Origin of the sequence: Streptomyces sp. AHU1 (genome assembly GCF_045343905.1) — a bacterium.
GTDB classification, from domain to species: domain Bacteria; phylum Actinomycetota; class Actinomycetes; order Streptomycetales; family Streptomycetaceae; genus Streptomyces; species Streptomyces triticiradicis.
Genome location: NZ_CP174283.1, coordinates 6,653,752 through 6,673,464, shown reverse-complemented (window position 1 = coordinate 6,673,464; position 19,713 = coordinate 6,653,752). Strand labels below are relative to the sequence as shown.

The 19,713-nt window shown below is 70.2% G+C and carries 18 protein-coding genes and 5 pseudogenes; 12 read left to right on the top strand and 11 right to left on the bottom strand.

The genetic code is table 11. The features are described from left to right. Positions 1-3: 3 nt before the first annotated feature. Together ACICHK_RS29720 and ACICHK_RS29715 are read right to left on the bottom strand one after the other, a co-directional pair. Positions 4-1,218 carry a TIGR02678 family protein gene (locus ACICHK_RS29720; RefSeq protein WP_406839252.1) on the bottom strand — a complete coding sequence of 405 codons (1,215 nt, stop codon included), beginning with the start codon at positions 1,216-1,218 and terminating at the stop codon, positions 4-6. Then, positions 1,215-2,756, bottom strand: coding sequence for a TIGR02677 family protein (locus ACICHK_RS29715; protein WP_406839251.1), 1,542 nt, complete (start codon positions 2,754-2,756; stop codon positions 1,215-1,217). Before ACICHK_RS29715 ends, ACICHK_RS29720 begins: the two co-directional genes overlap by 4 nt. Positions 2,757-3,335: 579 nt before the next feature. Here ACICHK_RS29715 and ACICHK_RS29710 point away from each other — a divergent pair. From ACICHK_RS29710 to ACICHK_RS29700, 3 genes are all read left to right on the top strand, one after another. Continuing rightward, positions 3,336-3,929, top strand: coding sequence for a TetR/AcrR family transcriptional regulator (locus tag ACICHK_RS29710; RefSeq protein ID WP_406839250.1), 594 nt, complete (start codon positions 3,336-3,338; stop codon positions 3,927-3,929). Positions 3,930-4,015: 86 nt separating this feature from the next. Further along, positions 4,016-4,705: a type 1 glutamine amidotransferase domain-containing protein gene (locus ACICHK_RS29705; RefSeq protein WP_406839249.1), complete on the top strand. Its 690-nt coding sequence runs from the start codon at positions 4,016-4,018 to the stop codon at positions 4,703-4,705. Then, complete coding sequence (locus tag ACICHK_RS29700) at positions 4,702-4,995, top strand: DUF1330 domain-containing protein (RefSeq protein ID WP_406839248.1); 294 nt, start codon at positions 4,702-4,704, stop codon at positions 4,993-4,995. Before ACICHK_RS29705 ends, ACICHK_RS29700 begins: the two co-directional genes overlap by 4 nt. A 38-nt stretch (positions 4,996-5,033) precedes the next feature. Here ACICHK_RS29700 and ACICHK_RS29695 read toward each other — a convergent pair. Further along, a pseudogene (locus ACICHK_RS29695) lies at positions 5,034-5,441 on the bottom strand (helix-turn-helix domain-containing protein); the annotation flags it as partial. A 239-nt stretch (positions 5,442-5,680) separates the two neighbouring features. On the opposite strand from ACICHK_RS29695, the gene ACICHK_RS29690 reads away from it, so the two are divergent. From ACICHK_RS29690 to ACICHK_RS29675, 4 genes and pseudogenes are all read left to right on the top strand, one after another. Next, entirely contained in the window at positions 5,681-6,082 is a 402-nt protein-coding gene (locus tag ACICHK_RS29690) for an MFS transporter (RefSeq protein ID WP_406839247.1), read from the top strand. Positions 6,083-6,117: 35 nt separating this feature from the next. After that, positions 6,118-7,176, top strand: coding sequence for an MFS transporter (locus tag ACICHK_RS29685; protein WP_406839246.1), 1,059 nt, complete (start codon positions 6,118-6,120; stop codon positions 7,174-7,176). Next, a pseudogene (locus tag ACICHK_RS29680) lies at positions 7,176-7,538 on the top strand (aldo/keto reductase); the annotation flags it as partial. The gene ACICHK_RS29685 and the pseudogene ACICHK_RS29680, both read left to right, overlap by 1 nt. Then, a pseudogene (locus tag ACICHK_RS29675) lies at positions 7,513-7,623 on the top strand (IMP dehydrogenase); the annotation flags it as partial. The pseudogenes ACICHK_RS29680 and ACICHK_RS29675, both read left to right, overlap by 26 nt. Before the next feature lie 161 nt (positions 7,624-7,784). Here the strand turns inward: ACICHK_RS29675 and ACICHK_RS29670 are convergent. The 6 genes and pseudogenes from ACICHK_RS29670 to ACICHK_RS29645 all read right to left on the bottom strand — a co-directional run bounded on the left by ACICHK_RS29670 (position 7,785) and on the right by ACICHK_RS29645 (position 11,770). Next, positions 7,785-8,198, bottom strand: coding sequence for a cupin domain-containing protein (locus ACICHK_RS29670; protein WP_406839245.1), 414 nt, complete (start codon positions 8,196-8,198; stop codon positions 7,785-7,787). Between the two features lie 11 nt (positions 8,199-8,209). Beyond that, the gene (locus ACICHK_RS29665) at positions 8,210-8,539 is read right to left on the bottom strand and encodes a carboxymuconolactone decarboxylase family protein (RefSeq protein ID WP_406839244.1); all 330 of its coding nucleotides are present in this window, start codon (positions 8,537-8,539) and stop codon (positions 8,210-8,212) included. 65 nt (positions 8,540-8,604) lie between these two features. Then, positions 8,605-9,371 (bottom strand): annotated as a pseudogene (locus ACICHK_RS29660) (glucose 1-dehydrogenase). 47 nt (positions 9,372-9,418) lie between these two features. Next, on the bottom strand, positions 9,419-9,904 hold the full coding sequence (locus tag ACICHK_RS29655) for a cyclophilin-like fold protein (RefSeq protein ID WP_406839243.1): 486 nt from the start codon (positions 9,902-9,904) through the stop codon (positions 9,419-9,421). 79 nt (positions 9,905-9,983) lie between these two features. After that, positions 9,984-10,691 (bottom strand): SDR family NAD(P)-dependent oxidoreductase, encoded by a 708-nt coding sequence (locus tag ACICHK_RS29650; protein ID WP_406839242.1) that lies wholly within the window; start codon positions 10,689-10,691, stop codon positions 9,984-9,986. Between the two features lie 62 nt (positions 10,692-10,753). Beyond that, positions 10,754-11,770, bottom strand: a complete 1,017-nt coding sequence (locus tag ACICHK_RS29645) for a zinc-dependent alcohol dehydrogenase family protein (protein ID WP_406839241.1) — start codon at positions 11,768-11,770, stop codon at positions 10,754-10,756. 244 nt (positions 11,771-12,014) lie between these two features. On the opposite strand from ACICHK_RS29645, the pseudogene ACICHK_RS29640 reads away from it, so the two are divergent. The 5 genes and pseudogenes from ACICHK_RS29640 to ACICHK_RS29620 all read left to right on the top strand — a co-directional run bounded on the left by ACICHK_RS29640 (position 12,015) and on the right by ACICHK_RS29620 (position 15,866). Then, positions 12,015-12,907: pseudogene (locus ACICHK_RS29640) on the top strand (helix-turn-helix transcriptional regulator). A 171-nt stretch (positions 12,908-13,078) separates the two neighbouring features. Beyond that, positions 13,079-13,240 (top strand): hypothetical protein, encoded by a 162-nt coding sequence (locus ACICHK_RS29635; protein WP_406839240.1) that lies wholly within the window; start codon positions 13,079-13,081, stop codon positions 13,238-13,240. A 62-nt stretch (positions 13,241-13,302) separates the two neighbouring features. Further along, positions 13,303-13,962: a DUF488 family protein gene (locus ACICHK_RS29630; protein ID WP_406839239.1), complete on the top strand. Its 660-nt coding sequence runs from the start codon at positions 13,303-13,305 to the stop codon at positions 13,960-13,962. A gap of 88 nt (positions 13,963-14,050) precedes the next feature. Further along, the gene (locus ACICHK_RS29625) at positions 14,051-14,866 is read left to right on the top strand and encodes a hypothetical protein (protein ID WP_406839238.1); all 816 of its coding nucleotides are present in this window, start codon (positions 14,051-14,053) and stop codon (positions 14,864-14,866) included. A gap of 118 nt (positions 14,867-14,984) precedes the next feature. Continuing rightward, positions 14,985-15,866 carry a hypothetical protein gene (locus ACICHK_RS29620; protein WP_406839237.1) on the top strand — a complete coding sequence of 294 codons (882 nt, stop codon included), beginning with the start codon at positions 14,985-14,987 and terminating at the stop codon, positions 15,864-15,866. 23 nt (positions 15,867-15,889) lie between these two features. Here ACICHK_RS29620 and ACICHK_RS29615 read toward each other — a convergent pair whose 3' ends face one another. Continuing rightward, complete coding sequence (locus ACICHK_RS29615) at positions 15,890-17,218, bottom strand: class I SAM-dependent RNA methyltransferase (RefSeq protein WP_406839236.1); 1,329 nt, start codon at positions 17,216-17,218, stop codon at positions 15,890-15,892. A 115-nt stretch (positions 17,219-17,333) separates the two neighbouring features. After that, the gene (locus tag ACICHK_RS29610) at positions 17,334-19,382 is read right to left on the bottom strand and encodes an APC family permease (RefSeq protein ID WP_406839235.1); all 2,049 of its coding nucleotides are present in this window, start codon (positions 19,380-19,382) and stop codon (positions 17,334-17,336) included. Between the last annotated feature and the right edge of the window lie 331 nt (positions 19,383-19,713).

The following is a 19,713-nucleotide window of genomic DNA, read 5'->3' as shown; positions in this document are numbered from 1 at the left end:
GGGTCACCTTTCGTCGCCGGTCGTTCTGATGACGGCGTCGCCGACCGCGTACCGCGCGAGGGCGGGGCGGGGCACGACGCCTCGCGGGGTGTGCTCGGCGAGCCCGAGGGCCTGGAGCTTGGTCAGGGCCTGTGCAACGAGCGCGGGTTCGGCTCCCGGCTCGCGGGCCGTCTTCGACCAGAAGCCGCCGTGTTCCACGGCGAGTTCGCGTACGTGCGCGGCCAGCTCGGCGACCGTGACGGGCCCGTCGGCCCGCGCCAGGTGCTGGGCGAGCAACAGGGTGACGTGGCCGTGGGTGCCCTGTTCCGGCATGCGTACGTCGGTCAGGTCGTCCAAGGGGTCGACCATGGCGATGCCCTCGGCGCGCACCTCGGCGACCAGTCCGGTCAGTTCGGTGATCCGGGTGGTGATGAAGCCGCGTTGCCGGGTGAGGTAGACGAGTTCGTCGTCGGTGAGGTCGTCGTAGTAGAGCACGGGGTCGTCGAGGAGAAGACGGGTCAGTTTCCAGCGGATGGTGCGGAAGCGCAGTTCGTCGCTGTCGAGGGCGGTCCGTACCGTCATCTCCGCCAGGCGTTCGCCGAAGTCCTCGGCCTCGACCAGCGAGGGGCCGCGCAGGGAGGCGGGCATCCCGGCGAGGACGCGTCGGCGTACGTCGTACAGCACGTCCCCGGAGCCGCTGACGTACGCCTCCTCGTCACCGGCGACCCGCCGCAGCACCCCGAGCCGGAGCAGCAGGCGTACGACGGCGGCGAGGTCGAGGCGTTCGTCGCGCCGCTCCAGGGTGAACTCGATCCCGGCGGCGAGGAGTTCCGGGTCGGCGGCGGCCAGGACGACCTGTTCGGCGAGACGGCCGAGGGCGACCTGGGCCTCACCGCGCTCCAGGGCGGCGAGGGTCAGGCAGAGCAGGACGTAGCGACGGCGGGTGAAGGGGAGGGCGGTGCGGGCCGCCTCGCGGGCGGGGTGGGTGGCGTCGGCGAGGGTGCCGGGTGTCTTGCGCAGCCGTGCGGCGTCGGCGTCGGCGCGCAGCGTCCAGCCGACGTTGCGTTCGAACCAGTCGCGCAGCGCGGTGGCGTGCCGGCGCACCAGCCGGAACTCGTCGGCGTACGGCCCGTCGGCGGTCAGCAGCGGCTCCTTCAGCAACGTGCGTGCCGCGCGCTGGAGTTCGGCCTCGCGCTGGCCTTCGAGGACCTCCGCCAGAGGTCCGGAGGGGCCGGTCACCGGCCCTCCCCGGCCCAGGGCGTGGTGAGGTCGACGATGTCGATCAGGTGGTCGGGGCCGCTGAACACGCCGTCCGAGGTGCGCACTTCGGCCGTCGTACCGTCGTCGAGCGCGGTCAGCCGTATCTCCATCGAACCGTCTCCGCTGGTCGCCGTGGTGGTCGTCATGCCGGGCCGCCAGGTGGCCAGGGCGTCGCCGAGCAGGCGAAGGAACAACTGGAAGGCGAGGGGATCGAGTTCACCGATCCGGGACAGCCGGACCGGCCCGCCCGTCGCGAGCCGGTCGCGGGCCCGCCCGGTCTCCGCCGTCTGCCGGGCCGCGAGTTCGGCGAGACGTCGCTTCGCCTCGCTCCGATCGGCCACCCGGCGCGGTCTGCCCCGGCGTTCGTAGCTTCCGGTACGGCGCAACTGAGGGCTGATCCGCAGGGGGCGCGCCTTGGCCCAGGGCGTCGAGGCGGGCTCCGGGGCGGCGGCGCGTTCGGCGAGGGTGTCGGCGTCGACGGTGAGGTGCCGGGACGAGTGCAGTCCGAACGCCACCCGCCACAGCCGGTGCCGCGTCTCGTCGTCCGGCGCCTGGGCGAACCAGCGCGCGAGCGTCCGGAAGTCGGCCGAGCGGTCGGAACGCCCGGCCCGCCGCTCGTTCAACTGCCTCACGACGGACAGCAGCTGCGGAATCGCCCCGAGGGCCCGTCCCCGCAGCAGCCGGGCCTGCGACTCCCGGCCCTCCTCCGACACGAACCACTGGGCGAGCCCGGACCAGCGCGCGGCCCACCGCTCGTACGCCACCGCCTCGGCCCGCCCGGCCTCCTCGGGAGCGGCGTCGGCGGCCTCCCGCCCGGCGGCGAGGGCCAGCAGCGGCCCCACCCTTCCCTGTTCCTCCAGCTCGCCGATGAGCAGGGCGATCCGCCCGCCGAGCGTGATCAGGTCCTGGATGAACCGCTCCAGGTACTGGATCAGCCGGTCCTTGTACGCGAGGAACGCCTCGACCTCGATGTCGTGCAGGTCGATGGTGCGCTGCAACGAGCCCATGAAGGCGCGCGCGTTGTCCGCGAGGTCGGTGAAGCGGGCCGTGAGGACGGACAGCGCGATGTGCGCCTTGGCCGGATCCGGTTCGTCCTCCTGGGCGATCACCAGCAGCGCCCGCACCTGCGTGACGATGTCGTGCAGCGCGACCGCCTGGAGCTCCCCGCGCCGCCCCAGCGCCTCGTCGTACGTGCCCAGCGCCGCCTCGGCCGCCTCACCGGCCCGCGTGAGCTGGTAGATGAACCGCCTGCGGTAGAAGTCCTCGACCGCCGTCACCCGGGCGTGGTCCGGATCGGCCCGCAGGTTCCCCCACCCCACCAGCTTGTCCAGCGCCTGCGTCACCGCGTCGAGGTCGACCGGCCGGCTCCCCGCGTCCAGTACGGCGTGCACGTCCTCCGGCCGCAGATGGACCGCGAACCGCTCCTTGGCGACGAGGAACGCCCGCATCACCTGGCGGTAGAGGGCGGAGTTGGGAGCGGTGAGGTGCGCGAACGGGCTGTAGTCCTGCGAGGTCATCGTGGGTCCATTGTCCCCGACCGCCGCCCTCGCCGGTGCACGATGTCCGGATTTCGCCTCACGCCAGGGGTGTTGCCGCGCACTCCGCCCACGCCGTACGGATGACCGACAGCGCCGTCGAACTCACGCCCGCCCCGCCTCCGGGCAATGTGAACCCAGGTCATGGGACCCGCTCCCGCCCGTCGGACATCAGACGGGCATGGACCCTCCGTGCCGGCTCCGAGCGGGCGTGCCGGTTCCGGGAGGCGGAACGGGAACCCAGTCGTTGCCGCGATGCGCCAGCCGGCACTGTCCGATGGTGTGGAACTTCCTCTCGAAGTCACGGTCCCGCTGGAGGAAGCCGGTCATCGGCGCCCCCGTACACGATCGTCCGCGCAGCATGGCAGACGGTCACGGCACGACGGAGGCGCCCCGGCATCCGCTGGCATGCACGCTTCGGTCTTCACGACTACCCGCACCGGCGAAGGGGCGGCATGGGGAACGCGTGGCATTCCGGCGTCCAAGGACGTCAATGCAGCGGGGCAACCGGCCACCCCGGACTTCTAGACGACTGGTCTACTCGGATGCTACGGTTCTCGCATGCCAGTCGCCACGCGCACCACGGACACCCGTCGGATCATCCTCGACACCGCCCAGCGGATCATGACCCGCAAGGGTTACTCGGCCGTCGGCATCAACGAGGTGCTCGCGGAGGCCGGCGTACCGAAAGGGTCCTTCTATCACTACTTCGCCTCGAAGGACGCCTTCGGTGAAGCGATCCTGAAGAGCTACTTCACGGACTACCTCACGGACATGGACCGCGTTCTCGCCCGCTCCGGCCAGTCGTCGGCCGAGCAACTGATGGCCTACTGGCAGCAGTGGCGGCAGACGCAGAGCATCGAGGACTGCCAGGGCAAGTGCCTGGCGGTGAAACTCGGCGCCGAGGTCGCGGACCTGTCCGAGTCGATGCGCCTGGCCCTGAAGGAAGGCACGGGCGCCGTCGTCGACCGCATCGAGCAGACGATCACCAGCGGCCTGGAGGACGGCTCCCTCTCGGTCGACGGTGAAGCCCGCGAGGTCGCACAGGCCCTGTACAACATGTGGCTCGGCGCCAGCATCATGGCCAAGATCCACCGCAGCCCGGCCCCACTCGACACCGCCACAGCGGCGACCCGCAAGCTTCTGCACCTCTAGAAGACCCGCACCCCATGCCCGATCCGGCCATGGGGCCCCATTCCACCATTACTAGTAGACTGGTCTACTCACACAAGGAGCGCGTCATGAAGGTTCTGATCGTTCTCACCTCGCACGACGAGCTGGGGGACACCGGCGTCAAGACCGGGTTCTGGCTGGAAGAGCTGGCGGCGCCGTACTACCGCTTCAAGGAGGCCGGTTGGGAGATCACCCTCGCCTCGCCGAAGGGCGGGCAGCCGCCGCTGGACCCCAAGAGCAACGAACCCGGCTTCCAGACCGACGACACCCGGCGCTTCGAGGCCGACCCGGAGGCGACCAGGGCACTGGCCGACACCGTGCGCCTCGACGCGGTCCCGACCGGCGGCTTCGACGCGGTCTTCTACCCCGGAGGGCACGGGCCGCTGTGGGACCTGGCCGAGGACGCCGTCTCCGCGCGGCTGATCGAAACCACCCTCCGCTCCGGCAAGCCGGTGGCGCTGGTGTGCCACGCCCCCGGCGTCCTGCGGCACGCCGTCAACGAGGACGGCACCCCGCTGGTCTCGGGCAAGAACGTCACCGGGTTCGCCAACTCCGAGGAGGAGGCCGTCCAGCTCACCGACGTCGTCCCCTTCCTGGTCGAGGACGAACTCACCAAGCTCGGAGGCGTCTATTCCAAGACCGGCGACTGGCAGCCCTATGTCCTGCAGGACGGTCTGCTGATCACCGGGCAGAACCCGGCGTCCTCGGCCCCTGCGGCCGACGCCCTGATCGAGCTGGTCGACAAGGGCGGCGTGTGAGCGCCTACGTGGCCATGTTCCGCGAGCGCGTGACCGCCCGGGCCGAGCCGGCCCTCTACACCGGCTCGGCCCGGGCAGGCCACGACGTGACACCCCTCGTCGGATACGGGGCGATCGAAACACTGGAGGGTGCGCCGTTCGACGGTGGGCCGATCCATCGCTTCGAAAGCGTTGCGGACGCGCGGGCCCGGTACGAGAGTCCGGCCTGCCAGGAAGCACCACCCCACCGGGCCGGTGCGGACTATCGCGTGTTCATCGTCGAAGGAGTCGACGACATCCCTGTCCGTTGAGACGACAAGGTGTCCGTCTGCACCGCAGTCCGGCGTAGGAAGCGCGCGTTGCGCACGTACGCCGGTACGTCGGTCATCGAGTCGAGCAGGCGCAGGGTCGTGGGCCGCACCCAGGACGCGGTCACCGCGGGGCGCCGACCCGACGGTGTCGCGGCGCGGGCCAGGTCGTAGAGGCGGGTGCGTTCGGCCTCGTCGAGCTGCAGGGCGTGCGCGAGGGATTCCAGGACCGGGTCCGAGGCGCCGGAGAGGTGTCCGCGCTCGAGGCGTACGCAGTAGTCGACGCTCAGGCCCGCGAGCAGCGCGACCTCCTCGCGGCGCAGGCCCGCGACGCGGCGGTTGCCGCCGTGGACCGGCAGTCCGGCCTGCTCGGGGGTGATCCGGGCACGCCGGGTGCTCAGGAACTCGCGGACCTCGGCGGCCACGCTCTTCTTGTCTCGGTCTGTCATCGTCCAGATCCCTGAATTCGCTCCGCCGCCGGTGATCACGTCTCGGCCCTAAGGTCCTTTCTGCCCCGCACTTCACCGTAGGTCGGCCCGCGAGGACCTGCGAGGTACTGGCAGTACCTGGAAGATCAGTGACTCCCACCCGTGTGCCCGTGCGGGGTTCTCTTGGAGAGAGCCGAGGACGCGAGGACCGGCGGTCGAACGCCGGTCCCTCCCCCTCAAGCGCAGAGAAGGGCACCACCGTGCGCACAGCGCTCAAGTACGACGGGACGGGCGACGTCCGTATCGGGCACGCGGCCAGACCGGGCCGCAAGGAATCCGCGACGCTCACGGCGGTACGTGCGCCTGCGGCCCCGGCCCGGCCGACGCTGATCCTCGCGATCATCTGCGTCAGCTACTTCATGGTCATCCTGGACAACTCGATCGTGTTCACGGGCCTGCCGCAGATCCGGTCCGACATGGGCTTCTCCCAGACGGGCCTGTCATGGATCACGAACGCCTACGTCCTGGTCTTCGGCGGGCTGCTGCTCCTGGGCGCCCGGGCCGGTGACCTGTTCGGTCACCGCAGGGTGTTCCTCTTCTCCCTGGTCGTGTTCTCGCCGCCTCGCTCCTGGTCGCGGCCGCGCAGAGTCAGTGGTGGCTGATCGGCGCCTGAGCCCTCCAGGGCGTCGGAGCCGCAGTGCTTGCGCCCTCCGCGCTGTCCCTGCTCACGCGCAGCTTCCCCGAGGGCCCGGCCCGGAACCGGGCGATGGCCGCCTACAGTGCCGTCGCCGGGCTCGGCGCCGTGTTCAGCCTGGTCGTCGGAGGGCTCGTCGCGGACCTGATCTCGTGGCGGGCCGGGTTCTTCCTGAACGTCCCGATCGGCATCGCGATGATGGTCCTTGCGGCGCGGTTCCTGCCCGAGACCACCCGGCAGCGGGTCCGCTTCGACGTGGTCGGCGCGCTGCTGGCGATGCTGGGCTCGACCGCTCTGGTCCTGGGCATCGTCGATGCGGCCGACCTCGGCTGGACCGCCCCGGCCACGCTGATTCCGCTGGTGGCGGGTGTGGCGATGCTGACGCTGTTCGTAGGAGTGGAGTGGCGGGCCGCGCAGCCGATCGTGCCGCTGCAGCTGTTCGCGAGCCGGGAGCGCACCGGCGCCCGTATCACCCGGATGCTCTACATGGGCGCGATGATCGGCTTCTTCTTTTTCACCGCCCAGTTCGTGCAGAGCGTCTACCACTGGACACCGCTGCAGGCCGGCCTCGCCTTCCTGCCGATGACGCTGGTCAACTTCGTCCTCGCCATCCAGGTGCCGCGGTTGCTGGGGCGGGTGAGCAGGCCGAGAGTGTTGCTGATCGGGGTTGTCCTGACCACGGCCGGCATGGTGTGGCTCAGCCGCCTCGACCTGCACACGCCCTACCTGACGGGAGTGGCGTTGCCCATGCTGCTCATCGGCGCCGGGCAGGGTATGGCCCTGGCCCCGCTGACCTCCAGCGGCGTCGACGGCGTCGCCCCCGTGGACGCGGGCGCCGCCTCGGGCCTGATCAACACCGTGCACCAGATCGGCAGCGCGCTGAGCCTCAGCATCCTGACCGCCGTGGCCGCCACCGTCTCCACCGGCCACGGGGCCACCGACATCGCGGCCCGTTCAGGTGCCGCCCTGACCGGCTCCGCCGTCCTGCTCGCGCTGGCGGTCGTGGCCGTCCTCACCCTCCTCGTGCCCGCACGGGCCACCCGTACCGAAAGGTCCCTGTGATGCAGACGCTCACCCTCAACAACGGCGTCGAGATGCCCGCCCTCGGACTCGGCGTCTTCCAGACCCCGCCGGACGAGACCCGCGCCGCCGTCACGGCCGCCCTCGAACTCGGCTACCAGCACATCGACACCGCCGCCGCGTACGGCAACGAACGCGAGGTCGGCCAGGCCATCAACGCCTCCGCCGTACCCCGCGACCAGATCTTCGTCGAGACGAAGATCTGGATCAGCGACTACGGCTACGACGAGACGCTGCACGGCTTCGACAAGAGCGCCGCCAAGCTCGGCGTCGAGCAGATCGACCTGCTCATCCTCCACCAGGCCCTGCCGTCGGACTTCGACAAGACCCTTGCCGGTCTTCGACCGTACGGTCGCCCTGGAGGACATCGCCGACGGCTACCGGGCGATGAACGACCGCGAGGCCCTGAAGGTGCTGGTCCGCCCATGAGCACCGCTCGCAAGCCGAACCCCGCCGCCGCGGCAGCGCACGAGCGCCTGTTCCCGGCCACGTCTCCACCCTCGCCGTCACCGACCCGGAACTGATCACGTACTTCGACGACTCGCCTCAACGGACTTCCCCGCCGTGGAGTGACCCGACGGGACCCCGTCTCAACGGTTGACGGTGGCGAGCGCCGCGGCGTACTGCTCGTCGGTCACCGGCTCCAGCCAGGTGGTGCCGTCCCCGTCGGCGTCACCGACGACCATGGCGATGTGGGCCATGAGGGTCGTGTCGGTGCCGCCGTGCCAATGCGCCTCCCCGGGCGGGCACTTGACGATCTGGCCCGCGCTGACGCGGACGGCGTCACCGTCACGCGTGCCGACGAGACCGACACCGTCGGTGACGTAGAGCGTCTGGCCGTTGGCGTGGGAGTGCCAGTTGGTGCGGGCCCCAGGAGTGAAGCGGACCAGGGCGGATGCCAGTCGGGCCGGTGCGACGGGGGCCTCGATCATGTTGAGGTAGACGTCGCCGGTGAAGCGCCCGGCCGGTGCCTTGACGGTCGGGGTCTGGGTGATGTGTTCCATGGAGAACTTCCTTACCGTTCCGTGCGGGTGCGCTCGTCGGCGAGCTTCTTGAGCTGGTTGATCGCGGTCATGGCGTTGGGCCAGCCGGCATAGAAGGCCAAGTGCGTGATGGCCTCGGACAGTTCTTCGACGCTCAGGCCGTTCTCCAGCGCAACGCCCAGGTGGTACGGCAGTTGCTCGCTGCGGTAGAGGGCGGCCAGGACGCTGACGGTCACCAGGCTGCGGTCGCGTGGGGAGAGTCCTGGACGCTCCCAGACGTCGCCGAAGAGCACCTCATCGGTGATCTCCACCAGCTTGGGCGCGATCGCCTCCAGCTCCTTGGGGGCGGATTGCTTGGGCATGTTCTGCTACTCCTTGTTGGGTATCGGGGCGGCGTCGGGGAAGCGGCCGAGCGCCGGCTGCCAGGTCACTGGGCGACGTATCCGCCGTCGACGGGCAGTGCGACGCCGACCACGAAGCTCGCTCCAGGGCTGCACAGCCACAGGACGGCCTGCGCGATCTCGTCGGCGGTGCCGAGACGGTGGATGGGCTGGTTCGCTTCGGCCTCGGCGCGGTCCAGCTCCCCCTTGGCGATCATGTCGCTGACCATGGGGGTGTCGATGGTGCCGGGGCAGATCGCGTTGATACGGATGCCACGCGGGGCGTATTCGAGGGCGGCGCTGCCGGTCAGGCCGATCACGCCGTGCTTGGAGGCGTGGTACGAGGCGCGGCGGGGATGCCGACGAGCCCGCCGAGTGAGGAGCAGTTGACGATTGCGCCGCTGCCCTGGGCGCGCATATGACGCAGCTCGTGCTTCATGCTCGCCCAGATGCCGCGCAGGTTGACGGCGTGGACGCGGTCGAAGACCTCGGCCGCTTCCTCGGCGGCGTCGGCGGGCGGGATCTGGACGCCGGCGTTGTTGTAGGCCATGTCGAGGCGCCCGAAGGTCTCCACGGTGCGGTCGACGGCGGCTGAGACCTGGGACTCGTCGGTCACGTCGCAGGTGAGGGCGAGTGCCCGGTGGCCTGCTTCGGTGAGCTGCCGCACCGCCGCGTCGAGAGCGGCTTCGTCGATGTCGGCGAGGCCGACGGCGGCGTCGGCTTCGGCGAAGGCGCGGGCGGTGGCCAGACCCATGCCGGAGGAGGCTCCGGTGACGAAGGCGACCTGGCCGGTGAAGTCGTATGTGGGGTTCAACGGGGCACTTCTCTTTCTCTTTCCGTGCGGTGTGAAGAAGCGGGGCGCTACGCCGAGTCGACAGATACGACGGTGACTCGGCCGGCGTTGGCCAGCCGGCCGATGTCCTTGCTGTCGTCGAGGTGCCCGAGGATGACCAGGCCCGGGGACGGTTCGCCGTCGCGGTGGAAGAGGGCCAGGTTGCGCCAGGGCGCGTAGTGGGCAAGGTCCCCCGCCCGCGGGGTGGGTGCGGCCGGGGCGCCGGAGGTGTCCAGTTCCCGCGGGAGGTCGGCGACCCGCTCGGTCCGGTGGAAGTCCTCCAGGTCGAGGGAGAGCGGGAGCAGCGCGGCGAAGTCACGGGCGGCGGGGCTGTCGTTCAGGGTGGCTCGGACCGGATGTCCGTCGAGGGTGAGCTGGATGCGCACGTCGCTGCTCCTCTCGGCCGGTGTGGCCGGCTGGGTGCTGGTCGCACGGGGCCGTCCGGAGGGAGCGGCCCCGGAGGGGTCGGTGGTCTGTGCGCTGCCGGAGCAGCCGATCAGGGCCAGTAGTCCCACAGCAACCGGGATCGCCGGCAGGACAGGCCGAAGTCGCTTGCCTGATATGGAAGTTGGCAACATGCCCCTCACCTCGCCGTCACGCGGGCATCGGCTCGGCGAAGTGACGGAAACCGCCGCGCTCGGTGTGCAGGGCGTACAGGCGCTCGGCCAGCACCTGGGGGCTGCTGTGCTCGGCGTCCGGCCGGATCGCACCAGAAACGATCAGCTGCGCGGCGTGGATGTTCTCCGCGGCGAGCGCGTCGTGGAGCATGCGGGCGTAGGCGCTCTCGGCCGCGAAGGCGATCGAGGTGCCGGCCCGTTCGGGGTGCGGCCGTACCGCGCTTCCGCCGTTGACGAACAGCAGGGTGCCGCGCCCCAGGGCGCGCATGCCGGGCAGGACCGTGTTCACACAGGTCACCGGGCCCTTGACGGAGAAGGCGAGCGGGTCCGACAGATCGTCGGCGGTGGTGTCGAGGACCGGCTTCATGAAGTCGGCTCGCGGCACCGGGCTGTACTGCAGGATCTCGACCGGTCCGAGCGTCTCGGCCGCGTCGTGGAGGGCGGCGGTGAGCGTGGCCGGGTCGAGGACGTCCGCGGGGAATCCGCGGGCCTCGATGCCGTCGCGCCGCAGCTCGTCCGTCAGGTGCGCGAGATGTTCGGTGCTGCGGGCGATCAGGGCGACGCCGTGGCCGGCGGCGCCGAAGCGGCGCGCGCCGGCCAGGCCCAGGCCGGGACCGGCACCGGCACCGGCACCGACACCGACACCGACACCGACACCGACACCGACGAGAGCGAACGTGGTCACGCTGGAGAGTCCTCCTCACCAGGGCCGGGCGTCCGGCCCCGGCGGAACGGGAACGTAGGGGGTCAGGGCTTGAGGAGTGCCTTGATGGCGCGGCGTTCGTCCATTGCCTTGTAGCCCTCGGCGACCTGGTCCAGAGGAAGGGTGAGGTCGAAGACCTTGCCCGGGTCGATCCGGCCGGTCAGGACGCGGTCGATGAGGTCGGGCAGGTAGCGGCGCACGGGGGCGGGGCCGCCGCGCAGGCCGACGTGGGAGAAGAACAGCTCCTGCCCGTCGATCGCGACCTCGTGGGGGACTCCGACGAAGCCGACGTTGCCGCCGGGCCGTGCGGAGTGCAGGGCCTGCCGCATGGCCTGGGCGGTGCCCACGCACTCCAGCACCGAGTCGGCGCCGATACCGTCGGTCATGTCCTTGATCCGGGCGACGCCCTCCTCGCCACGCTCTGTGACGATGTCGGTGGCGCCGAACTCACGGGCCAGCTGCTGCCGGGACTCGTGGCGGCTCATCGCGATGATCCGCTCCGCACCCATCTCCTTCGCCGCGATCACGGCGGACAGACCGACCGCACCGTCGCCGACGACCACGGCGGTCGAGCCGGGCTTCACCTCGGCGGCGTCGGCGGCCCACCAGCCGGTGCCCATGACGTCGGAGACGGCCAGCAGGCCGGGCCACAGGTCCTCGCCCGGCACCTCGTCGGTGGCGACCAAGGTGCCCTGAGCGTTGGGGATACGGACGTAGTCGGCCTGACAGGTGGACATGAACTCACGGTGCAGACAGTTCGACTGGAAACCGTTCCTGCAGTTCGCACAGGTGTCGTCCGAGGTCGCGAACGAGCCGACGACGAACTGCCCCGACTTCACGGCCGTGACCTCGGAACCGACCTCCTCCACGAAACCGACGTACTCGTGCCCCATCGGATGCGGGTCACCGATCGGCTCCAGACCGCGCCAAGGCCACAGGTCGGAGCCGCACACGCAGGTGACGGCCGTCCGGATGATCGCGTCGGTGGGGTGGAGGATCTTGGGGTCGTCCAGCGTCTCGAAGCGGACGTCGCCAGGGGCGTGGATCACTGCGCCGCGCATGAGGGGTTCCTTACGTGCGTGAGGTCGGACCGATTCGGTGCTGCGAAGGCGGTCCGCGTGCGACCGGCCCCGGGGCGCGGAGCGTCCGTGCACGGGGGTCGGGCGGCCCGTCCCCGCCGCCGTACGGCCGGGAACAGCACCACGTCTTCCAGGAAACCCCTGATCACCGGGGGCAGCCAGTCACCGTCGATGGGTGTACCGGCAGTACATCCCTCCCGCAGCCTCTTGCCCGTACGGTCGAAGGGTGGACAACCAGCACGAGGTCCGCGAGTTCCTCACCTCGCGGCGAGCCAAGATCACCCCCGAGCAGGCCGGACTGCCCTCCGGGCCCCGGCGCCGCGTCCCCGGCCTGCGCCGCAGCGAGGTCGCGGCCCTCGCCGACGTCAGCGTGGAGTACTACGCCAAGCTGGAGCGCGGCAACCTCGCCGGCGTCTCCCCCGCCGTCCTCGAAGCCGTCGCCCGCGCGCTGCACCTCGACGACGCCGAACGCGCCCACCTCCTCCACCTGGCCCAGGCCGCCGACGGCTCCGACGCCCTCACCCGCCCCCGGCGCCGGCGCCCCGCCAAGCAGTGGAGCCCGCACCGCAGCCTGCAGTGGACGCTCGACGCGATCACCGCAGGACCCGCCTTCGTCCGCAACGGCCGCATGGACGTCCTCGCCACCAACGCGCTCGCCCGGGCCTTCTACAGCGACATCTACGCGACCGCCCACAACCAGGCGATCTCGCGCGCTTCACCTTCCTCGACCCCGTCTCGCGTCGCTTCTACCCCGACTGGGGCCTCGCCGCCGACGTCACCGTCGCGATCCTGCGCACCGAGGCGGGCCGGAACCCCCACGACAAGGACCTGCACGACCTCGTCGGTGAACTGTCCACCCGCAGCGACGAGTTCCGCACCCGCTGGGGCTCCCACAACGTCCGCCACCACGGCACCGGCACCAAGAACTTCCACCACCAGGCGGTCGGCGACCTGACCCTCGCCTTCGAGGGCCTGGAGATGGCCGCCGAACCCGGCCTCACCCTCACCATCTACACCGCCGAACCCGGCTCACCCTCCGAAGAAGGACTGCGCCTGCTCGCCTCCTGGGCCGCGACGCAGGGCGCCCTCACGCCCGCCCGACACGCGCAGGAGACGTGACCTCACCACCGCGCTCGGCGCTCGTTCCGGCGGAAGGCGGTGTGACCTGCGAGCTGAACGGCCGGTTGGGGCGTTCGCCGTCCTGCTCCCGTTCAACACACTCGAGCGCGCCCGGTCACCCTCGAGGAATCCACAAGACCTGCCGGTCGGATACCTGTGGTTGTTACGTGGGTGAGTCTGAGGCACGCCGCCGAGGCGTCCGCCGACCTGCCTGCAACGGCCAACCGCACGGAGCTGACCACCCTCAAGGCCCACGTCGATCACGCCCAGCAACTGGCGGAGGACGACATCCGCTCGCGCGGACGGCATACGCGACGACGAGCGGACAACTAGCTGTGTGATTCCGGCGGAAGTTAGGATCCCGGACCATGGCCGAACGCCCCTTGACTCCTCCGATGCGCACTCCGATGCGGACGCTGGCCGCTCGCGTCCGGGCACTGCGTGAGGAACGCGCATGGACTCCTGAACGCCTGGCGAAGGAGGCAGGAATCCAACTCGCCACTCTGAAGCGGCTGGAGGGCGGGGGGCCGATTCAGCCAGGTTTCTTCACCATCGGCGCGCTGGCCAACGCACTCGACATCTCGCTCGACGACCTGTACCGCCAGGCACAGGCAGCAGACCCTGGACTGTGGTCCGCCGGATATGAGGGGCGGGACATCGACTCGTTCGTCGCCGCCCTGCTCTCTGCCCAGATCAGCATGGTCGCGGACGTTCGCCTGACCCCCATCAGCCGCAAGCCGGGCTTCAGCAAGACTCGCCTCGGACACGCCCTCGACGAGGCCGGCATCAGCTACACCCACCTGCGCGCCCTGGGGAACCCGAAGGACAACCGGGCCCCATTCCGGGAAGGGCGGATCAGCGAGGGCCGAGCGCGCTTCCGCAGCCTGCTGCGCTCCGATGCAGCCCAGGCCGACCTGGCCGAACTGGCCGGACACGCAGCTCAGGCTCGAGTCGCCGTGCTGTGCTTCGAGAAGGACGAGCAGCGCTGTCACCGCCACGTCGTCCTGGAGAGCCTGAGCAAGCGCACGTCACTACCCGTCAGTTCCTTGGCCTGACTTCAACGCCCCTACGCGGCAGCACTCTTGCGCGCGTCAACTACCTCACTTCCAATCTGGTCCAGACACAGCCGACCGGGGGTGGGGTATGGCAGGAGCGTGGGAGCGCGCGCGCATACTGATCACGGTCAAGACGTATCCGGAACTGTCTACAAAGTACCGCGAGACCAGCTGCGTCGCCGGCATACGCCTCGACCGCGGCGCCCCCGAGCACATCCGCCTCTTCCCGGTCCCCTTCCGGCTCCTGGAAGAGGGCAGCCAGTTCGCGAAGTACGCGATCGTCGAGGTCGACGTACGCCGCCACCCTCAGGACCACCGGCCCGAGAGCCTGCGCCCGAACCTGGACACCCTCAAGGTCATCGACAGGATCGGCACGAGCGACGGTTGGCGCGGGCGCTACTCGATCCTCCGCCCGCTGATCGCCCCGTCGCTGTGCGCCATCAAGCGGGACCAGGAGGAGCACGGCACGTCCCTCGGCCTCTTCCGCCCCGCGGACACCGTCGATCTCCGCTTCGAACCGGCCGAACCCTGGCCCGCCTCCAAGGCCGCCCTGGCGGATCAGATGGACCTCCTCGACCAGGACCTGCGCCAACTGGAGTGGGTGCCACTGGAGTTCCGCTACCGCTTCCACTGCGACGACTCCGACTGCACCGGTCATGACATGGCGCTCAGGGACTGGGAGGCCGGCGAGTCATACCGCAAGTACCGGCGTCAGTACGGGCAACAGGGCGTGGAGGAGAAGCTGCGGGAGCGGTGGCTCACCCGGATGTTCACCCCGGACCGCGCTGTCCACTGCTTCGTCGGGAACCTCGCCAAGCGACCCAGGACGTTCATGCTGCTCGGCCTGTTCTATCCGCGCCGGGACATCGTCGAGAACTACCAGGAAGAGCTGTTCTCGCTGTAAACGGGCCGCGCGGCATGTCTCATCCGAACGAAGGTCCTCTCATGACACCCGGAATTCCCGCGGAAGCGACGGGCATTGTCTCCGGGGTAGCACGCCCGGGGAACCACGGGAGGACCGCATGCACAGGGGCCCCAATGAGCGGCAGCAGGCCGTGCTCGACCGGGTGGGCCAGGGGTCTCCCGACGGAGTCTGGCCGGACAGCACGTACTACGCGGACCAGCTCCTCGAAGAACTGGCCGCGAACGATGGCTGTCTCATCAAGCTCCTCGAACCCGGCCCGCACGCGGTGAATTGGGCGTCACGAGTCAGCGCCGCCCGCAAGTCCGGCAAGATCCCCCGCACACAGGAGCTCTACGGATACCGCACGCACCGCGGCTACGAAATCAAACTCGTCGACATCCCCGCCTGGCGCCTCGCCGAACTCACCCCGCTCCCCGTTCCGGCCAGACTCGCCAAACCCCACGCCGTTGTCACCGCCCTCCAAAAGCAGCCGCAGCCCATGGGTCTGACCAGACCCGTCCAAGGCCGAGCCCTGCGCATCATCCAGTCCCTCATCACCGCAACCGAAAAACAAGGCCATAAGGCAGCGCTCGGAACCACACAAGGCGCTCCCCCACCCCATCGGCGCCGCAAGGCACCACCGCACTTCACCATCACCGCCCAAGGCGAAAGCGTCGGGTTCCTCGTCCTGCAAGAACAGGACCGCAGCGAACACGTCCCCACCGACAAGGAACTCGCCGAGGCCAAGAAGTACTCATGGATGCGCATCGCCCGCTTCGACTGCACACCCTCCAACCGCCTGCGTCTCATCCTCCGAGGCGGCAACCCGCACCGCGCCAGCGAATGGACCGACCTCCCCGACCAGCCGCTGGCACCAAGCCACGCGCCTGACCGAATACGTCACAGCAGTACGCGACCACACCACATCACTGCCACCAGGGCAGGAGAAGACCGAGATCGAGGCGTGGCTCACCTTCGCAGACGCCCACGGCGCACATAATGCACACTCGACGAAACAGCAGGTCAGCGGCCCTTCTCGGCAGGCTCAAGGATCGCGACGCACTCCACGTGATGCGTCATCGGGAACAGGTCGAACGCCCGCAGCGTCCGCACCTTGTAGCCGCCGTCGCGGAAGTACGCCAGGTCGCGGGCGAGGGCCGCCGGGTCGCAGGCCACGTACGCGATGCGGCGCGCGCCCAGGGACGACAGGTGTTCGACCGTCTTCTTGCCGGCGCCCGCCCGGGGCGGGTCGAGGACGATGATGTCGACCTCGGTGATGCCGGTGCGCGGGAGGACCGACTCGACCTTGCCCTGTTCGATGCGGACGCGGTCGAAGCCGGCGAGGTTGTGCCGGGCGTCCTCCACCGCGCGCTTGCCCGACTCGATGCCGAGGACGGCGCCCTGGTCGCCGAGGCGGTCGGCGAGGGCGCCGGCGAAGAGGCCGACACCGCAGTACAGGTCGAGCGCCATCTCGCCCTTGCGCGGCAGCAGGCCCTGCATGACCGCCTTGACGAGGGTGTCGGCGGCCATCGGGTGGACCTGCCAGAAGCCGCCGCTGCCGACCCGGTGGGTACGGCCGTCGGCGCGCTCGCGCACGAACGCGCGGCCGTGGACGCGGTGGATGCCGCCGTCCTTCTCCTCGACGCGCATCACGGAGACCGGCTTGTCGAGCTCGACGAGGGGCAGGCGGGCGCCGGGCCGGGGCTCCAGGATCACCATGCGGTCCTGGGAGCCGGTCGCGGCGATCGCCTCGACGGCCTCCATGCCGGACCAGTCGCGCTCCTCGATGCCGAGTTCGGTGACGCCCGGGGCGGCGATCATGCAGCGCTCGATGGGCTCGACCTCGTGCGAGCGGTGGCGGCGCAGTCCGGCGTTGCCGTCCGGGTCGATGGCGTACTGGACGCGCGTGCGCCACTGCGGGACCTCACCGGCGGGCAGCTTGTCGCCCTCGGCGGGCATCACCGTGCCGTCCCAGCCGGCCTCCTCGGGCGTGAGGCCCGCGAGGCGCTGCAGCTGCTCGGCGATGACCTCGCCCTTGAGGCGGCGCTGAGCACCGGGCTTGGCGTGCTGCCAGTCGCAGCCGCCGCAGCGGCCGGGGCCCGCGTACGGGCAGGGCGCCTCGACGCGGTCCTTGGAGGCGTCGATGATCCGCACGGCGTCGGCGCGCAGGAACCGCGCACCCTCCTCGCCCTCGGTCACCCGGGCGACGACGCGCTCGCCGGGCAGCGCGTGCCGGACGAAGAGGACCTGGCCCTCCTCCGTCCGGGCGATGCAGTGCCCGCCGTGCGCCACGGGGCCGATCTCGACCTCGTACTCGTCCCCCACCAGCGACTTCTTCGGTTCTGCCTGCATGGTGGGGTGACTCCAGATGAGAGGGGGGAAACAGCCGGACAACAGCCGTCCAGTCTACGTGCTCACGGCACCGCTTCCCGCCCCCTCAGCCCTTCCGGGTGGGCTCCCGCCCCCGTCAGCTCTTCTGGGTGGGCTCCTTGGGCCGCACCTGGGCCGGTCCGCGGCGCACCGCGCCCGGAGCGTTCCAGTCCTGGCGCTTGCGGGCACGCAGCTTCGCGGCCTCGGACGACTCCAGCTGGTAGGGCACGGAGGTCACCATGACGCCCGGGGTGAACAGCAGGCGGCCCTTGAGGCGCAGGGCGCTCTGGTTGTGCAGCAGGTGCTCGTACCAGTGGCCGACGACGTACTCGGGGATGATCACGGAGACCGCGTCGCGCGGCGACTCCTTGCGCAGGCCCTTCACGTACTCGATCACCGGGCGGGTGATCTCGCGGTAGGGCGAGTCGAGGACCTTCAGCGGTACGTCGATGCCGCGCCGCTCCCACTCGTCGCGCAGGGTCTTCGTCTCGGCCGGGTCCACGTTGACGCTGAGCGCCTCGAGGGTGTCGGAGCGCAGCAGCTTGGCGTAGGCGAGGGCGCGCAGGGCCGGCCGGTGGATCTTGGAGACCAGGACTACGGAGTGGACGCGGGAGGGGCGGACGCTGTCGTCGGTCGGTCCCTCGGGGGCGGCCAGCTCCTCCGCGACGCGGTCGTAGTGCTTACGGATCGCGGTCATCGTCGCGTAGAAGATCACCATGCCGAGCAGGGCGACCCAGGCGCCGTGCGTGAACTTGGTGACGAGGACGACGACCAGGACCAGCCCGGTGAAGAAGGCGCCGAAGGCGTTGATCGCGCGGGAGCGGACCATGTGGGTGCGCTTGGCCTGGTCGGTCTCGCTGGCCAGGTGGCGGTTCCAGTGGCGGACCATGCCGGTCTGGCTGAGGGTGAAGGAGACGAACACGCCGACGATGTAGAGCTGGATCAGCCGGGTCGAGTCGGCCCCGTAGATGATCACGAGCATGCTCGCGGCGCCGGCCAGGAGGACGATGCCGTTCGAGAAGGCCAGGCGGTCACCGCGGGTGTGGAGCTGGCGCGGCAGGTAGCGGTCCTGGGCGAGGATCGAACCGAGCAGCGGGAAGCCGTTGTACGCGGTGTTCGCGGCCAGGAACAGGACGAGGGCGGTGGCGGCGGCGAGCAGGATGAACAGGAAGCTGCCCTTGCCGAACACGGCCTCGGCGACCTGCGAGATCACCGGGTTCTGGACGTAGTCGGCGCCGACCGGCACGCCGTTGTGGATCAGGTCCGTGGCGGGGTTCTCGGCCATGCGCACGTTGGTTGCCATGGCGAGGGCGATGATGCCGCAGAACATGGTGACGGCGAGCAGGCCCATCGCGGCGAGCGTGGTCGCGGCGTTCTTCGACTTGGGCTTGCGGAAGGCCGGCACACCGTTGGAGATGGCCTCGACGCCGGTGAGCGCCGCACAGCCGGAGGAGAAGGCGCGCAGCAGCAGGAAGACGAGGGCGAAGCCCGCGAGCCCCTGGTGCTCGGCCTTGATGTGGTACTCGGCGGTCGGCGCGTGCATGGTGTCGCCGAGCACGAGCCCGCGGAAGGCACCCCAGGCGATCATGATGAAGACGCCGGCGACGAAGACGTACGTCGGGATCGCGAAGAGCTTTCCGGACTCCTTGACCCCGCGCAGGTTCATCAGCGTGAGCAGCACGATGACGGCAACCGCGCAGAACACCTTGTGCTCCACCACGAACGGCACCGCCGAGCCGAGGTTCTCGATGCCGGAGGCGATGGAGACGGCGACGGTGAGGACGTAGTCGACGAGCAGCGCGCTGGCGACGGTGAGGCCGGCCCGCGGACCGAGGTTGGTGGTGGCGACCTCGTAGTCGCCGCCGCCGCTCGGGTAGGCGTGCACGTTCTGGCGGTAGGACGCGACCACCGTGAACATCAGCACGACGACCGCGACCGCGATCCAGGGGCTGAAGTGGTAGGCCGACACACCCGCGATGGAGAGGACCAGGAGCACTTCCCCGGGCGCGTACGCCACGGAGGAGAGCGGGTCGGATGCGAAGACGGGGAGGGCGATGCGCTTCGGCAGAAGCGTTTCCCCCAGCCGGTCGCTGCGCAGTGCGCGCCCGATGAGGATCCGCTTGGGCACGTCGGTCAGTTTGGACACAACAGGGAATCGTAAGGGTTCGAACTGGCAATCGCCCACCCGCCGTCCCCCTTCGGCCCGTCGTCTGCTCTCCGGGTGAAAACGGGGCGGGCTCCGGCTGCGGATTCCGCGGCCCCGGAGATCCACGTGCCTATATGACAAAACCCCGCTCCCGACCGTCCCGGAGGACCCGTGCACCTGACCGCTGAGCTCATCGGCGCCGCCGTCGCGCTGGCCGGCCTCGGAATCCTCACCCTCGCGAGTGTTCGCAGCATCACACGGCGCTGAATCCCGGCACCTGCGGCCTTTCACCGCCGGTCCACGGACGTTCCGCGAAAAAGGCACAGGCGAA

Bases quoted from the DNA above. Each gene is read 5' to 3' on its own strand.
- ACICHK_RS29665 (WP_406839244.1), bottom strand. From the start codon at position 8,539: ATGCCCAAGCAATCCGCCCCCAAGGAGCTGGAGGCGATCGCGCCCAAG.
- ACICHK_RS29630 (WP_406839239.1), top strand. From the start codon at position 13,303: ATGCGCACTCCGATGCGGACGCTGGCCGCTCGCGTCCGGGCACTGCGT.
- ACICHK_RS29705 (WP_406839249.1), top strand. From the start codon at position 4,016: ATGAAGGTTCTGATCGTTCTCACCTCGCACGACGAGCTGGGGGACACC.
- ACICHK_RS29715 (WP_406839251.1), bottom strand. From the start codon at position 2,756: ATGACCTCGCAGGACTACAGCCCGTTCGCGCACCTCACCGCTCCCAAC.
- ACICHK_RS29710 (WP_406839250.1), top strand. From the start codon at position 3,336: ATGCCAGTCGCCACGCGCACCACGGACACCCGTCGGATCATCCTCGAC.
- ACICHK_RS29670 (WP_406839245.1), bottom strand. From the start codon at position 8,198: ATGGAACACATCACCCAGACCCCGACCGTCAAGGCACCGGCCGGGCGC.
- ACICHK_RS29620 (WP_406839237.1), top strand. From the start codon at position 14,985: ATGCACAGGGGCCCCAATGAGCGGCAGCAGGCCGTGCTCGACCGGGTG.
- ACICHK_RS29615 (WP_406839236.1), bottom strand. From the start codon at position 17,218: ATGCAGGCAGAACCGAAGAAGTCGCTGGTGGGGGACGAGTACGAGGTC.
- ACICHK_RS29645 (WP_406839241.1), bottom strand. From the start codon at position 11,770: ATGCGCGGCGCAGTGATCCACGCCCCTGGCGACGTCCGCTTCGAGACG.
- ACICHK_RS29625 (WP_406839238.1), top strand. From the start codon at position 14,051: ATGGCAGGAGCGTGGGAGCGCGCGCGCATACTGATCACGGTCAAGACG.